Consider the following 16,758-nt stretch of genomic DNA (forward strand, 5'->3'; position numbering starts at 1 on the left):
AAAATCCGTCTCTGATTATTTTTGTGCTTTATCTAACACTTCAGAAATCGCATTTGTCATTAATACAACTTCATCAATAGTTAAAGTAGGATGCACCAAAAACATTAGGCTAGTATCTCCTAGCTCACGTGCTACCGGTAACCTTTTCTCAGGTCTAAACCCAGTATTATCAAACGCCTTTTCTAAGTACACTTCAGAACATGAGCCTTGCATACAAGGAATGCCTATAGTATTTATCTCCGCAACGATGCGATCTCTATCCCACCCTTCGGCTAACAATTCAGGTTTAACAAACACATAATATTTATAGTTAGCATGTTCCATATAATCAGGAACCCTTGGAACGCGGATACAATCAAACGAAGAACAAGTATCAGCGATCATGTCAGCATATTTACCACGTAAACTAAACCACTCAGGCATTCTACCTAATTGGATACGTCCAATAGCTGATTGCATTTCCGTCATGCGCCAGTTGGTACCAAATGATTCATGTAACCATCTAAAACCTGGAGCATGTTCTCGCTCATAAACGGCTTCATAAGACTTACCATGATCTTTATAAGCCCACATTTTTCGCCATAAAGATTCATCATTAGTTGTTACCATGCCACCTTCACCTCCGGTCGTCATGATTTTATCTTGGCAGAATGACCAACAACCAACATGACCTATAGAGCCAACAGAGCGGCCTTTATATTTAGCGCCATGCGCTTGCGCGCAATCTTCAATAACATATAAGTCATTTTCATCAGCAAGAGCCATTAACTCATCCATTTCACATGGAAGACCCGCTAAATGGACAGCAATTATCGCTTTAGTATTTGAAGTTAAAACATCACTCACAGTATAGTTTGTAATATTTTGGGTATTGGCATCAACGTCAGCAAAAACAGGGCGAGCACCAGCCGTAACAATTGCACTTGCTGAAGCTAAGAACGTACGAGAAGTTACAATCACTTCATCAGTATCAGAACCACCATTTCTAGCACCTATACCTAAAGCAACCAAAGCTAAATCTAAAGCAAGTGTGCCATTTGATAATGCTATTGCATTTTTGCTGTCAGTAAAGGCAGCAAACTCACGCTCAAACTCACGCCCTTCCTGGCCAGTCCAATAGTTAACTTTATTTGATAATAAAACGGAAGATGCTTTATCGGCTTCTTCTTGTAAAAAAGAAGGCCATGGTGAAAATTTGGTGTTTAACACTTTAAACTATCCCTTTTTCTGTCAATAGTTCTTTTTCTAATTTTTGTATCAAATCTTTTCTTCTTTTCTTTATTGGTTTGCATGACTCTCCAACATAAACCGTCCAGGGTTTTAAATCTTTGCGAACCACACAGCCTGCACCAACTGCAGCTCCTTCCCCAATTGTAACCCCAGGAAAGACAGTTACATTAGTCCCAAGAATTGCATGCTTTTCGATGATTATTTCTGAAGATGACACATTAGTATAATTTTCAGGTACAGTAGGGTTTGTCAGCCCCCCCCCAAGGAAATCATCACTACCCGTTATAATCCGGCAACCTGCACTTAATCCAGAAAAGTCCTTCATTACAAACTTCCCACCTCCGATAACGCTACAAAATGAAGCAATATGTACAAACTTTCCTATTTTAGTTTGCTCTCCAGCATTTAAAAAAACAAAATCATCAATTTGAGAATAATCATCAACGAATAGATTTTGTGCGTTAATTATTTTTGCAAGATCATATATTTGTGCTTTCATCATTACCCTTATCTTTATTTCCCGTAAAAGGGTACATAGTTACTTCACCAATTCCGGAAATCCCTTCTTTTAAGAATACTTTTTTTATCGTTAAAAAGAGTATTTTTAGATCAAGAATAAAGCTTTGGTTCTCTACATACCACACATCAAATTTAAATTTATCTTCCCAAGAAATTGCATTACGTCCATTAACCTGTGCCCAACCAGTAATACCTGGTCTTACATTATGACGCTTCCTTTGTTCAGCAGAGTATAAAGGCAAATATTCAACTAAAAGTGGGCGAGGTCCTACTAAACTCATATCGCCTTTTAATACATTCCAAAGCCCTGGGAGTTCATCTAAGCTTGATGAACGTAGCTTTTCTCCAAATGGAGTTAGACGCTCTGAGTCTGGTAATACAGAACCACCACTATTAACAGCATCTCGCATACTTCGAAATTTAATAATTTCAAAAACATCCCCGTTTAAACCAGGTCGCTTTTGACGAAATAATACTGGTTTGCCCAGGTTTTTAGCTATTTTTCGACTAACAATAAAAATAATGAGAGAAAAGAAAATTAGAGCTATGGCAGAAACTACAATATCAAATAATCGCTTAAGCATTATCACTTCTCTTTAACTGCATTATTTCCAACAACGACTCATTAACCTTTTTGACGTCGAATTTATCTTCAGCCATTTTTCTACTTTGATTAGCCATATCACTCCATTCATTTTGATTTTCAATAAACCAGACCATTCTATTAGCTAAAGAATTTACATCTTGTTTCGGCACTAAAAAACCATTAAATCCATCAGTGACAGTTTCTCTACAACCTTCAACATTAGTAGTTAGTATTGGTCTACCAATACTCATTGCCTCTAATACTGTTCTTGGCATGCCTTCATGATAAGAGGCTAAAACAAAGATATGGCAGTTATTAATAAAGGGACGTACATCATTTGTTCCACCTAAGTATTCAACAGCGTCCGAATTATGCCATTTCATTACCTCACTAATGGGAATACCATCGGGAGATGGATCTTCAGGACCAACTATTTGAAATCTAGCTTCGGGGTATTTAAATTTAACTTTCATTGCTGCTTTAGCAAATTCACGTAAACCTTTTTCACCGAGCAAACGAGCAATAGTTAAAAATACGGGTCTACCTACTGGTAAAGGTATATTTTCATAACGAGATAGATTAACACCTGAACCATAAACTCGTTTAGTTCGATCTGCGGGGACTATTTTTTGATCAATAAATACTTGTTGATTATCTGGATTTTGGAAAATAACGGAAGAAGCCTTACTCAAAGCTAATTTATATAAACCCGTTGCAATGTTACCTAATAGATTACGTTTAAAGCCACCACGTTGAAAAGCAAAACCCAAACCAGTAATTAACCCATAGAATTGAGAATCGCTATAAAAACGGGCAGCTATTCCTCCCCAGATAACTGGCTTGATAGTATAAGCTATTATCTTATCTGGTTTTTCTAATTTGAAAGTTTTGTATAAGGATATTAGTACTTTCAAATCAGAAAAAGGATTTAATCCATTTCGTTCAATTGGGAAAGACTTAAAGCGACACCCCAAAGATTCTACATTTAGTTTCAAATTTGAATCTGCAAATGCAGCCATAGCAATCACCTCGTGCCCATTTCTCACCCATTCTTTAATCAAGTCCCCCCTAAAGTTAATTAAAGAATCAGGTAATCCTCCAATAATAATTATTTTCATAATAATGATCTTTTATATGCTTAAATGTTTAAAGTTTTGAATTTTTTTTATTTCACCAACAATATAACTGTAAGTTTTTGAAGACTGTTTGTTTCCTCTATTTCTCAGAGGGATAAGTTTTTTTAATAAACCAAACTTGTTCAATAGAAAACATATAGCCAACTTTAAATATAAATAGAAATATAGCTTGGGGATTGTGAGTTTAGATGCCGTTGCTTTATATCGCTCTAAATTAATTTTTAATTTAGTTTTATAAGCGCGCATAACTTTTTTATATTCAATACTAGATTCTTCACGATAAAAATATAAAGCTTCTTTTATAAAGCCAACTTTCAAGTCACCTTTAAAACTAGCTTCCAACCATAACTGATAATCCTCAATCAGTTTTATTTTTTCATCATAACGGTTTCTTATACACCAATCGCGTCTAGCCATGATTGTAGCATGTGCAATTCCAGTCGTTCCTAGTATGCCTTCATTTACAGTCAAGTTGGAACTCTTTTCAGCGCTTGGTAGCCTGTAAGCAATTATTTCTGAATCATATGTAATTGAACAAATCCCAGTTGAAACAAGGTCAATATCTATATTGTGATCTAAAAATTCAACCTGTTTAGCTAGCCTTTCTGTTGAGACTAAATCATCAGCATCCATTCTGGCAATATACTTGCCACTAGCCATATCTATAATTTGATTTAATCTTGCTGGCAGACCTAAGTTCAGGCCATCAGATACAATTTTGATTCTTTTATCTTGAAACGAATGCGCAATTTTTAATGAATCATCTGTAGAACCGTCGTCAAGTAAAATCAATTCAAAATCAGTATAGGACTGAAGAAGTATAGACTGAATGCTTTCTTTAAAATATTTTCCGGGGTTGTAAAATGGAATTCCGATGGTAATCATAATGACTCTAAAATAAAATGGGATTAAAAATATAAGGGGCTAAATTACTAAAGGTACTAGTGGTCACAAAATAGTATGCTGAAAAGAAGAAAACAAATAAAAAACTAAAAATTAATTTGTTAAGTTCTGTTCTGATATTTCTAAAAACAATTGGAACCAGAAACACTAAACTTACATTGAAATAAAGTGACAATCTTAAAAATCCAGATGCATTCGTTCCACTTAAAACTGCAACTAGGGATATTGCGGTACCAATTACATACATTGTTAAAAATTGATTATATATTTCTTTTTCATACCTAATAAATTTTTTAATGAAAATGAGAGATAAACAAATTAGAAGGTTCAACCCTGTAATATAATAGCCACCAGAGTTGTGCTGTAAACTATAACCTGAGTACTTCTCATCAAATAATGTTGCGAAAACAATTATTTGTTCAAACAGCAATAACAGTACGAATGAACTAAAAAATATTGTAATTATTTTTTTATAACTACAAAACTTTGAAGTAAAAAAATATAAAGGAATAGTTATTAATACTGACTTATGGAATAAAGAGGCACAAACTATAACAACTATATATTTGAATAAATTTCTATTAACTAGATAAGGTAAGGATACCATAAAGACAGATAAGGCTAAACCTTGTCTAGTTCCATTGAAAATAAAACTATAGAACCCCATTGTGATAAAAACGAATAAACCAACTTCGTAGCTTTTAATGTTTCTAATTATGATGGTTAAACAACATGTGACAAAAACTAGTGCAACAAAAAATAAAAATACAAAGTATTCTTCACTAAACTGTTTTGCAACAAGCATTAGAAATTCAAAGCCAACCTCATTTTCCCCTAGTAAACTATCCGCAGGTTGTTTTGCGAATTTGGTTACATAGTTACGAGTATCAGTACCAACAGTAAAAAATCTCATTGAAATTAAAAAGACTAAACTAAGTCCAGATAATAAATAACAAAAAATTCTAATTTGTATATTTTTTTGGTTGTTAGCGATTAACAAAAAAACTGTAGATAAATACAAATTTATTGCATAAGGAAGCATCTTAACACCTTAGAAATAGATGCAACAAACAGGATACATTACTTTCCAGTAATTTAGAGGGATTGTTATCCATATGGTACAACTTAACAAACATAAATTCACTTCTCATTTTTAAATTATATAATTTTGAAATCTACAAACTGTAAAGCGGTATTACATCAGTAAATTAATAATCAATTAGGTAAACTCAGTAACTTAAAATTTCTTCAAAAAGCGGGGAAAACATTGGAATAATAAATTTATTTCCCCATTCACTTAAATGATCACTGTCAGAATATAAGGGGCGACCAGATAGAGATGAATAGCAAGTTGAATTTTTGCATAAGAGTGGCAGAGGGTCTAATAAAGTTACGTTTCTGTCGACTTCTATTAAACTTAGCAAATCAAGAATAATTGCATTTCGCTGTTTATATTTTCCCTCAGAAAGACTTATCTCCCTAAAGTCACTAAACATTGCTCTACGAGCCATAATTAAAGGTATATCTTGATAATATTCTGGTATAGGTTTCACTATAAAAACTTTTCTGTTTTTACTTAGTCTATTGATGGTATTTTTGTATCCATCTTTAAATTCAATTAAAAGTTGTTCATCTACGACAGATTTGGGAGTAGAGAAGTAAACTAAAGGCCCTGGAGATGTTATTTTCAGAGAGTCGGTTTGATTATTTAATGCAAGTGAAGCCCTAGTTATGAAAACCACAGGAATATTTTCATAGTCACGTTCAATTTTTTTCAATTGATTTGAAGACCATTCACCACACTTTGAACTGGGAAATGATCTGAATTTAACATTCTCGATTACCGGGCAGCCAGCAAAACCTAGAAAGAGAATTTTCCCATCTATTTTATTTTGCACAAAACCTAGTTCCAATGCAGAGATTAATGAGAGCCCATGGCTATCACCAAGCACTATCAACTTAACTTTTCCTTCAGAACCATATAAGCAACCACTTGATTCATAAGAATCTTGAATTAAGCATTTAGAAAAACTTTTATTGGTATTAAATTTTTCCATATTTGCCAGAGTCACGGCTTCGTTAACTCTGAAATAAAAACCATCCGAAAACTTAATGTACCCCCCTACAGTACCAATAGAAACTACAATTAAAAAATAGAAGGAGGGCTTAGTTATAATTGTATGTATTTTAGGTTTCATCTTTTTAGTTTTATAGTGAGTTTTAATCGGCTTTTCAATATACGCATAGGACATCCCACCTAGGGCTATTGAGGTTACTACGCCGAAGAAAACCCAATACCAATCGTCAGTTAGCTGGAATTGATTCAACCCAACAACTATAGGCCAGTGCCATAAATAAATTGAGTAAGATGCATTTCCTAACCATTCGGATATTTTATTATTTGTAAAAAATGAACCATAATTGGAAGAAATGACTAATGCCGTACCTAAACAGGGAAGAATAGCTAAATAAGATGGCCACAAATCTGTAGAACTAAAATAGAATACGCTTAAACAAATTAAAATTATTCCACAAAGATTTAGTAATCTTTGCTGGTTAGACTTCAAACTCAAAGGGAACAAAAAGACCATGGCACCTAACAGCATTTCCCAAGCACGACTTGGCAACAAAAAGAAAGCTGTTGAAGGGCTGGTACGTGTCAAAAAGATTGACGTGAATAACGAGAGTAAAAATGCAATAACGATTACTTTAACTACACTACTTTTTGATAGTCTCCCCCACAAAATAGAAATCAATATCGGATAAATTATGTAAAATTGCCACTCAACTGACAATGACCATGTATGTAATAGCCATTTTTCATGGGATGATGCATCAAAATAACCAGCCTCACGCCAAAATAATATATTAGATATAAATGATATTGCACCAATTATATGCTTCCCTAATTTCTCATAATCTGAGGGTATTAAATAAAACCAACCTAAAGCTATTAATACAAGGCACAGAACCGCTAGCGCAGGAATAATTCTAGCTCCCCTATCGATATAAAAATTCAATAAAGTAAAATTATTATTTGAAAGCTTCGAAAATATAATTTGAGTCATTAAGTAGCCTGAGATTACAAAAAAAATATCAACCCCAATAAACCCGCCATTAAAACCAATTACTTTGAAATGGAAAAGAACAACAACCATAACGGCAATGGCTCTTAATCCATTGATATCATTTCTAAATTTCAAATTACACCTTTAATTATTTTTAAACTCTTTTAGCACTTATGGGATAGCTTGATAGGATCATTTATGGTTTATTATAAATGGGACTATGGTAATCATAAAACAACTTAAAAGGCCATATATCGAGCTACTTCAGACTTCCTAAACCTTAGAGTCGTTAACACTTATTTTAATTTTTTTAATTGAATGTTAAAAAAATATTATATTAGATTAGTCCGTTAAGATGATAGTTGTTCATATATAGCACTGTAAGACTGTACCATTGCATCAGAAGAAAAATTTAAATTAAAATTTTCTAACATCTCCTGCTTATTAAAATTAAGAGTTTTATTATCTTTTATTATTTTTAAATAAGCTTCTTCAAATGATTCAAAAGACAAGTCAAAAATTTCAACTCCACTTTGAATTTTATCTTTTAATTCCTGGTGAGAACTTATATTTGATAATAAAACAGGCAAGCCTAGAGATATGAATTCTAGTACTGCCATAGGCATCCCCTCTGAATATGAAGGATTGACCAATATAGATTCTTTACTAATTAAGTTAAGAGGATTATCGATAAACCCATGAAAAATAAAATCAGAAGAAGCTTGTTCTTTTAATTCATCAAACTCAGGTCCATCTCCAAAAATTTCCACAGTAACCCTTAGATCATATTTATTTTTTAACTCTTCAATTGCCTTCACCAAAAACATTACATTTTTTCGAGGAATAAGCCTTCCTAAAAAAACAAAGTTTATATTTTCAGCTTTAAATATTTTTTGTTCATTTTGCGCTAAAGAATCAACACCATTATAAATGGTATATGTTTCAATATTATCTAAACATCCCCCAGCAGATTTAGAAACGGTTACAACTTTATTAAAATTTTTTAAAAAAATCTTATGCAGTTTATAATATATATATCCCTTAATTAACGGGTATTCGGTTCTGTAATCTTCCAATAAATTACAATGAATTGTCGTCAATTTCCGGGATGAAATAAACGGAGATAATAGCCAAACCAAAGCATCTGGTAGTAAACAATGAGAATGAATTACATCCGGTTTTATGATTTTTATTTGCTGGTAAAGACTAAAAGCTCTATGTATTAATGACCCATCAAGCCTTACAAATTTAACACCTTTATCTTGAAGTATTTGTTTGTATTCGGCTGAATCAGAAAAAAAATATATAACCGTAATCTTAAATAATTTGGGGTTAATATTTTTAATTAATGAAAGAACAACATTTATCGGTCCTGAATTTTTTAAACTAGGGCAGATCAATAACAATTTCAATTTAATTTCCTTCATCTATTTTTATAGAAAACAGTTTTACCTTAACCGCATATAGTTTACATCAAGCGCTTCTATTTCAGCTGATAACTAGCTAAAACACGTCATACTTGTTTAAATTTTAGTTTATCCGAAACATCAATTTTTGAGTTTATTTTATAACCTTTTTCTAATTTACATGAGACTTTTAAGGATTCGAGGTTATGAAGTTATGTGGCTTAATGAAATAACTTTGATAATAAACTATTGGGCTTTGTTCGGATATTAAAAATATTTATAGCCTACATATAAAGGTTAAGTCATTCTAGTAAGTTAATTCATTATTCTTGATATAATATTAGATAGATTAACTTTGCTACAAAGCCTTTTTCAGTATTAATTTACAGCGCACATTAATCTTCGTTTATGCGCCAACATATTTCGAAGTAACCTTACAGACAATGCTGTAAACTTGGGGGTCACACTACCAATTACACAGAGCCACTTAAGTTTTAAAGCAATATCTATTTTTCTTATTAAAACAAACTCTTTATATATCGTCTTTAACTCTATTTCATCTTTTCTAGTTATGGAGTTTAACATTAGTGTTTTAAATATTTTACTATAATGTGTGTTAGTTAACATAGCCTCCCACTTATCAATAAAGTAAAGTGTAGCTCTTAAATTGTTACTAGCACTCATCCTATGATTGCCAAAGCAATTCAAATGAACAGTAGGTAGTGATGAGCATTTAAAAACAACACTGGCTCCTGCTAATGAGAAAAAGAAATCCCAATCCTGATGCTTGAAAGCTTTGTCATCAAACTTTACTTTATCAATAACATTTCTTCTCAAAGCCAGCGTGCTTGTTCTAAAGTCATTGTTGTACTTAAGGATAAAATCTGAAGGGGAACAATTTAATTGTCTATAGTCTTGTACAATAAACTCTTCTGTATTTTCTTGGTTAGTAAAAACGTTAATAAATGAACCATATACACACTCAATTTCAATATTTTCTTTAAAGTAATTAAGGTATACCTCGGTGTGATTTGGTAACCACTCATCATCAGAATCGATAAAAAAGACCACCTCATCAAGGCTATATTCCCAACCAATATTCCTTGAATGTGCCGCATTTGATTTCAAAGATTTCTCAATTAAAGTACAGATTTCAATTTTAGAAACTATTGCTTTAATTTGCTTTAAATCAGAGGACCTATCATCAACTAAAATTATAGCATTAGGAGGAACATTTTGACTTAAGACTGAATTCAAAGTCCTCTGTAAGGTCGTTGAGGAATTATATATTGGTATAACTACTGAGTAATTCATTTTGTACTTCTTATAGATTTTTGTAGTTGTTAAAAAGTCACTTTTAAAGGGTTAGCGATATTTGGCGTTAATAGTACGGCATAAACGAAAACTATCAAAAAGAATATTCGAACAATTCTAGTTCTTTTTTATAAACACGTTCAATTATGTCTTTGGTTTTCTGATTATAAAATTTTCTATAATTTTCAGAGCCGCCTTTAATCGAATGAGGTAATTTGACACCTTTCATTCCAAGCTTTTCAGCAACAATTAAAAAATCTTTTTCCAATGATTCAAACCTTCCAATAAAGTCCATTTCTATTTCTCCAGAAAAGTTTTTTATATATGATAACTGTGTTCTTAAAGGCCCCTTACCTGCAAACTTATTTAAAAATTCGAAAAACGTAATACTGTCATCAATACCATACCGCTTTTGGTGATTAGCATCTCTTATTACATTCTGATACCATGAAAAAGCTCTTGAGTATGGGTTTCTTATAAAAGTAAATTTAAAATACTCAGCATATTGTTCAGCATTTAGACATAATTTATTTGAATCATTATTATTTCTGAATTTATGATTAAGCTTTCGCATTAGCTCTTGAAAGTTATCGATATTAGAAAGTGAGCTGTATTTTAACCATGGCTGCTCTATTAACCTAAGACTGCGGTGATCTTGAGCATTATAAGTGCCAACATTATGACCAAGGGCTTCTTCTATGCTAGTTCCAGCGCACTTTGGAATGTGTATAAAGATAACTTTGTTATCATGCGAAATCATAAAATCATTTACCTAATTGTTTTTGAAGAAAAGAATGAATATAAAGTAATGAGTAGAACAGTTATTTTTCAGGTATTTAAATGACTGTACAATTGGACTATATAATATTTATTTAATTGCACTAAATCTTTTAAAGTGATGTTCATACAGTCGTTCTACTATTCTAATTACCTTATCCAACAAGAGAATATAACATTTATTTAAATAGAGTCATTGTATTTGGCGGTATAACTTTGTTTACAGACTTACTAGACCATACGCATTTATAAGGCACTTTATCTAAGTCTATTTCTATATTATCGAAGTTAATTAACAAAAAAGTATCATCTGGGAATGGGATTATATCTAAGTTGCCAATGTATTTAATTTCTTTTTTTATACGTTGTATTTTACGCAAGTAATTTACTCCTGAAATTACTGGATCAAAACCTAGTAATCCAGGTGATGGTGCAACTTCCCCTCTGTAATGAAAGAAAGTCGTTATATACTTTTCTTTAATTAGCCCTAACCTAGCCGTAAGAATAATGGTTTCCAATAATTGGGATAGCATTGCATCTGAAACACTGCTTCGTTTCAATATCTGGAAAAAATCATCGGATAACGCATAATCAAGGCCTTTGAGCAATATAGATTTCAACAAGTCTAAATTTTTCAAATTATTTGAATATGTTTTGTCGAGAAGAACCCAATTTAGAAAACGTGAAATATCCCAAATATTTACAAGGTGATATTCAAAATTAGGTACCTTTAGGCAAAGGTCTCTTTCAGTATAGCCATCATCAAAGAAATAAAAGTTCCATTTTTTCTTTAAAAATAATCTCAATCGAAAATAGTAAAGCTCTTTTATCACTCTTCCCAAAAGCCTCTGAGTCAATTTTTTTTTACCAATCAATGAGAACATTAATTTTCTACAAACATGCTCTAAAGCCTGAATTGGTTTAGGTATATTTTTGCTTCCTTCAATAAAAAAATCTAAAGCTATTAAGCCTTCATTTACTTTATTATTTATAATATTAGATTTTTTTTCACGATTATAGATTAAACAAGTTATTAAAGTGTCAATATGTGTATTTAAAATCAACATATTCCCTTCACTTGATCCTAGTTTACGATTGAGTATATGAGGACTTGGATAGTCCATATCGCTGGCTTCTACAGAATCATGTAAAAACCAAGTGCCACGACTTAACTTCTCATTATAGGACAAATGTTTTAATAAAAGATTTTCTTTCATTTCATATGAGAAGTGTTGACCTGAACAAGTACTATCGATCAGCAATAATCTTATAGCCGAAGAAGTGAAACGTAAATGTATTTCATTACAATTCCAAGGGTTATGACACCAAAACTGTTTTGTTCTGCTAGCTTTTAAATTTGCAAAAACAGCTTTTATTACTCTTTCTTGTATTTCTGGGCGTGATTCAAATTCCGCAATGCAATATAAACTAAGAGCATCCATTTCCATCAATGTACCATTTCTAGGGTCAATGATATTTTCTTTATCAAAAAAGTCTTCAATTTCATCTATAGACTTGATAGCTTGCCCGCTACCTAAACTAGAATAGGACATTAAACTTCCCCTTCTAAAAATATGTGTCTTTTCATCCAAAGCCCAATCGTAAATACAGCAGCTAATAATAAACTAAAAAATAGAACATGAATTGGATAATATAAATTTACATGAATAACGTGATAGATTAAAACTGATAATGACAATACACAAAAAAACCAATTAATCTTTGAAGTAACCTTGTGATCCTCACAACTGAATAACGTACGTTCTATTAATAGGCTTATAAAAAAGTAGCAGAAATGCAATATTACAAATGCTCCTATCAGAACTTCCAAATCACCATTAGACACCAAAAATATTGTTATTGATAATAGTAACAAGGAGAAGGTATTCCAATATATTCCAAACTCTGGTTTATTTTTCACAAGCCACAAAGTGGAAACAGTTGCACTACTATATCTTATAGCTAACCATAAACAAAAAAGTGGAACTAAATTTACTACCGAATGAAAATTATCACCAAGCAAAAGATCAATTATAAATACGGAATTCAACGCTACAATTAAATATGAAAAAGTTATAAGTATTAACGACAACTTAAAAAAACGACGATAAACGTCTATTAAATGTTTTTCATCATCTTGATGACTTGACATTTTAGGATAAAAATAGGAGTTTAATGCTGGATAGATAACATCTGCTACACGGAACAGCAAGCCTTTTAAAACGGAATATCCCCCAGCAGCGTCAGCACCTAACACTTTAGTAATAAAAATTATATCCAAATTTTTCGAAAAATAATTTAATAACAACTCAAATAATTGAATTACAGAAAACCTTATCAAAGGTTGTACGTCTGAAATCCTGAAGCCATTGTTAACTTTAAAGTCATTCCACGTAAAATAACGCAATAATACAAATAATGAGATAGCCCAAGCAATGTTCCCATATATCATCGCATATACTCCACCATTATTCACAGCGACAAAAATAGCTATTATTACACCGAATATACGAGAAATAATCTCGGCTTTTGCAATCAAATTTAACTTAAGGTTTCTCTGTAAAACGGCTTTACAAATACGTGCAGAAGATAGTATTGGAATTGCTAAAGCTGATAATAAAATTAAACTCCAGAGCCCTTCAAGTTCAAAATATATCTCTATGGGGTAAGATAGGCAGCAAATAAAAATAAAAATAATGATTGAAATAAATAAATTAAACCAAAATACACTACAGGCCTGATTCGATGTAAATGTCTTTTGCTTAATTATCGCATTACCAATGCCAGATTGAGCGAATAGAGCTCCGAGTCCAATAACTAAGGTACAAATTGCATAGTAACCAAACTCAGATGGACTCAACATTCTAGCAAGTATACTTATCTGTAATACTTGTAATATAGCGTTTGAAATTGAACCTATAAGGCTCCAAGAGAGTTGCTTTCTTTCTGACATTTAAAACTTCCGATATACTATTTGTTAGACATTACATCTTATTAGGGGATAAATTATTATCATTTGATTACATTAAAAAATCTAAATTGTGACTTTTAAAATTATTTTTTAAATATTAAAAAAAACATAACTTGTATAGGGTCATTGTAATTAGTTATCTAAAGTATTCCTTAAGCGTGGTACTTAACCCCACTTCGATATGTTTGTGTGTAATAACTGAAACAAAAAAAGTTCCTAAAGTCGTTAACAATACCCCTAAAATAACAAGGTAATAATTATCTAGAATTGGTAGAAATGACCAAATTAAAAATATAATTATTAAATGAGAAAGATAAACCGAATAAGATATTTCTCCCAAATAAATAAAGAACTTAATGATAGAGTTTTTTTTATTAAAAGTTTGTCCAAAAAATATAAATAGTAAAACTACATATGATGCTAATAGTAATTCTTTTACGAGGGGGTGCGAAACAACTTGCAGGAGTATAAATCCCAAAAGTAATAAAGTTAACTTAGTAAAGTAAGTTAACTTACTTGTTATGCCAAGTTTGTTTTCTAGATTAAAGGCAATGCCAAGAAGTATACCTAGCGAAAATTCTATTAATTTATAATTCCCTGCAACCACCTCATAAATATTAACTTTGGTTATTTTATAAAGAACGGGAGAAAATGATAATACAAAAACAGCAATTGCTAACTTAGAAAGAATTGAAAATGGTAAAAAAAGAATCAGAGTTAGTACCAAATAAAAAAACATTTCAAAATTAAGTGTCCATCCAACACTTAAAGTAGGAAAAAAACCTAGATCAGGTGATGGATTTTCATGAGTTATAAATAACAGTGATTTCAGTACACTTTCAATACTTGCATGTGAAGAGTTAATACTATCAAATATTATCCCCATCAATAAAAATATTAAAGTATAAAAATAATAAGTAGGTGCTATTCTTACCAGTCTATTTTTAAAAAATGAAGCCGATGTTTGCTTTTTATTCTGTAACGAAATAGCCATTACCAGCCCGCTTATTACAAAGAAGATATCGACACCAAAATCACCATAATTAGAAAAAAAATCGCCTAAGAAGTTATTACTTTCAAATTTGTAAAAAATTTGCATAAAATGGTGATAAACAACAATTGAAGCGGCTAGCCCTCTTAAAATCTGAATTCCGTTAAGCTTATCCATAAAATTCTTTCACAATTCGGGCTACGTATTGGGCTTCTTCTAATCTTAAACCGAAAAACATTGGCAGTCGTAACAGTCTCTCACTTTCTTTAGTAGTGTAATTATCTTTACCGCAAAATTCGCCAAACTTATTGCCCGCAAGTGATGTATGTAAAGGGACATAATGAAATGCAGAGATAATATCGTTCTGCCTCAAATAATTTATAAGTTTTGTCCTTGTCTCTAAATCTCTAACTTTTATATAATACATATGGGCATTATGTACACATTTACTTGGTATAGTAGGTAGCTCAATTACATTTTTTTTCAAAAGAGGCTTCAATATTCGATTATACTCATCCCACAAACGTAATCGATGTGTGTTAATAACGTCAGCTTTTTCCAATTGACCAAATAAGTACGCAGCTTGAATATCTGAAGGTAAATAACTACTTCCTAAATCAACCCAAGAATATTTATCAACCATACCTCTAAAAAATGAACTTCGATTGGTTCCTTTTTCTCTTATAATCTCAGCCCGCTCAATGTACTTCGGGTTATTTATTATTAGTATGCCCCCTTCTCCACCACTAGTATAATTTTTAGTTTCATGAAAACTGTAAGTTCCTAAATGACCTATAGTCCCCAAAGGTTTACCTTTATATGTGGCCATCATTCCTTGGGCTGCATCTTCTATTACACATAAGTTATATTTATCTGCAATGGACATTATCTTGTCCATTTCACATGCTACACCTGCGTAGTGTACAGGTACTATCGCCTTTGTTTTTGTTGTAATTGCTTTTTCTATAAGTTTTTCGTCAATATTCATAGTATCTTGTCTAATATCAACAAATACAATTTTAGCTCCTCTCAAAACGAAAGCATTTGCAGTACTAACAAATGTATAACTCGGCATAATAACTTCATCATTAGGCTTTATATCGATTAGCACCGCCGCCATTTCAAGAGCTTGTGTGCAATTAGGAGTAAGTAATGACTTAGCACACGATAATCTTTCATCAAACCATTTGTGACACCGTTCTGAAAAACTTCCATCACCCGACATTTTGCCACTACGCATGGCCTCTAAAACATATTGGTCTTCATTAGTTGTATATGGAGGCTTATTAAAAACAATCATTTTATACTCTTTAAAAAACGTGACTCTAACTCAAGTAAGTCTTTCTTTCTTTCTTTCAAACGTCTAGAAGGTATGCCTACATAGATACCCCATGGCTTAGTCGTCTTGTGAACAAGGGTCATTGAACCAATGGAACAACCTTCTTCAATAGTTACACCTGGAAAAACAACTGCATTACTACCGACAATGACATGTTTACTAATCTTCACTGGTGCAAAAATCTCTTTCTTAAAGCAAGGATCTATTAAAGAGTTAACCATTGTTTCACCGCTATAATCATCTGTCTGTGAGAATATTTTCACACCATAAGCAAGCGTAGAAAAATCACTTAACTCAACACCTGGTTCCCCTCCTGCTATCAGGCACATAGGCGTAATATGTACAAATTTTCCAATATTTACCTTGCCCGATACAATACAAAAATCATCAATTCTAGAGTAATCACCTATAGATATTTTATCAGGGTCGTAAATACTAGCTTTATCACTAATTTTTACGTCTTTTCCCACATACTTAAACCCCATATTTTCTAATTGTTCATTATTAAAATATGCCAT

Annotated in this window: 15 protein-coding genes; all 15 read right to left on the reverse strand. The window is 31.9% G+C overall.

Annotated features, from left to right (window positions below):
* Nucleotides 1-15 precede the first annotated feature (15 nt).
* Nucleotides 16-1,209, reverse strand: coding sequence for a DegT/DnrJ/EryC1/StrS family aminotransferase (locus RI844_RS07050; RefSeq protein WP_348397736.1), 1,194 nt, complete (start codon nt 1,207-1,209; stop codon nt 16-18).
* A 1-nt stretch (nt 1,210) separates the two neighbouring features.
* Complete coding sequence (locus RI844_RS07055; protein ID WP_348397737.1) at nt 1,211-1,732, reverse strand: acyltransferase; 522 nt, start codon at nt 1,730-1,732, stop codon at nt 1,211-1,213.
* Entirely contained in the window at nt 1,710-2,333 is a 624-nt protein-coding gene (locus tag RI844_RS07060; protein ID WP_348397738.1) for a sugar transferase, read from the reverse strand. Before RI844_RS07060 ends, RI844_RS07055 begins: the two co-directional genes overlap by 23 nt.
* On the reverse strand, nt 2,326-3,453 hold the full coding sequence (locus tag RI844_RS07065) for a glycosyltransferase family 4 protein (RefSeq protein WP_348397739.1): 1,128 nt from the start codon (nt 3,451-3,453) through the stop codon (nt 2,326-2,328). The genes RI844_RS07060 and RI844_RS07065 overlap by 8 nt, the downstream gene beginning before the upstream one ends.
* Before the next feature lie 12 nt (nt 3,454-3,465).
* Nucleotides 3,466-4,356, reverse strand: a complete 891-nt coding sequence (locus RI844_RS07070) for a glycosyltransferase family 2 protein (protein ID WP_348397740.1) — start codon at nt 4,354-4,356, stop codon at nt 3,466-3,468.
* Between the two features lie 7 nt (nt 4,357-4,363).
* Nucleotides 4,364-5,416, reverse strand: coding sequence for an EpsG family protein (locus tag RI844_RS07075; protein ID WP_348397741.1), 1,053 nt, complete (start codon nt 5,414-5,416; stop codon nt 4,364-4,366).
* A gap of 187 nt (nt 5,417-5,603) precedes the next feature.
* Entirely contained in the window at nt 5,604-7,577 is a 1,974-nt protein-coding gene (locus RI844_RS07080) for an acyltransferase family protein (protein WP_348397742.1), read from the reverse strand.
* 215 nt (nt 7,578-7,792) lie between these two features.
* The gene (locus RI844_RS07085) at nt 7,793-8,854 is read right to left on the reverse strand and encodes a glycosyltransferase family 4 protein (protein WP_348397743.1); all 1,062 of its coding nucleotides are present in this window, start codon (nt 8,852-8,854) and stop codon (nt 7,793-7,795) included.
* A 372-nt stretch (nt 8,855-9,226) separates the two neighbouring features.
* The gene (locus RI844_RS07090) at nt 9,227-10,162 is read right to left on the reverse strand and encodes a glycosyltransferase family 2 protein (RefSeq protein ID WP_348397744.1); all 936 of its coding nucleotides are present in this window, start codon (nt 10,160-10,162) and stop codon (nt 9,227-9,229) included.
* Between the two features lie 94 nt (nt 10,163-10,256).
* A complete protein-coding gene (locus RI844_RS07095; RefSeq protein WP_348397745.1) occupies nt 10,257-10,922 on the reverse strand; it encodes a sulfotransferase family 2 domain-containing protein in 666 nt (221 codons plus the stop codon).
* A 196-nt stretch (nt 10,923-11,118) separates the two neighbouring features.
* Nucleotides 11,119-12,492, reverse strand: coding sequence for a hypothetical protein (locus RI844_RS07100; RefSeq protein WP_348397746.1), 1,374 nt, complete (start codon nt 12,490-12,492; stop codon nt 11,119-11,121).
* Nucleotides 12,492-13,892, reverse strand: coding sequence for an oligosaccharide flippase family protein (locus RI844_RS07105; protein ID WP_348397747.1), 1,401 nt, complete (start codon nt 13,890-13,892; stop codon nt 12,492-12,494). The genes RI844_RS07100 and RI844_RS07105 overlap by 1 nt, the downstream gene beginning before the upstream one ends.
* Nucleotides 13,893-14,046: 154 nt before the next feature.
* Nucleotides 14,047-15,078, reverse strand: a complete 1,032-nt coding sequence (locus RI844_RS07110) for an acyltransferase family protein (protein WP_348397748.1) — start codon at nt 15,076-15,078, stop codon at nt 14,047-14,049.
* On the reverse strand, nt 15,071-16,201 hold the full coding sequence (rffA, locus tag RI844_RS07115) for a dTDP-4-amino-4,6-dideoxygalactose transaminase (RefSeq protein ID WP_348397749.1): 1,131 nt from the start codon (nt 16,199-16,201) through the stop codon (nt 15,071-15,073). The genes RI844_RS07110 and rffA overlap by 8 nt, the downstream gene beginning before the upstream one ends.
* Nucleotides 16,198-16,758 carry an acyltransferase gene (locus RI844_RS07120; RefSeq protein ID WP_348397750.1) on the reverse strand — a complete coding sequence of 187 codons (561 nt, stop codon included), beginning with the start codon at nt 16,756-16,758 and terminating at the stop codon, nt 16,198-16,200. Before RI844_RS07120 ends, rffA begins: the two co-directional genes overlap by 4 nt.

Origin of the sequence: Thalassotalea fonticola (genome assembly GCF_032911225.1) — a bacterium.
Classification (GTDB): Bacteria; Pseudomonadota; Gammaproteobacteria; order Enterobacterales; family Alteromonadaceae; genus Thalassotalea_A; species Thalassotalea_A fonticola.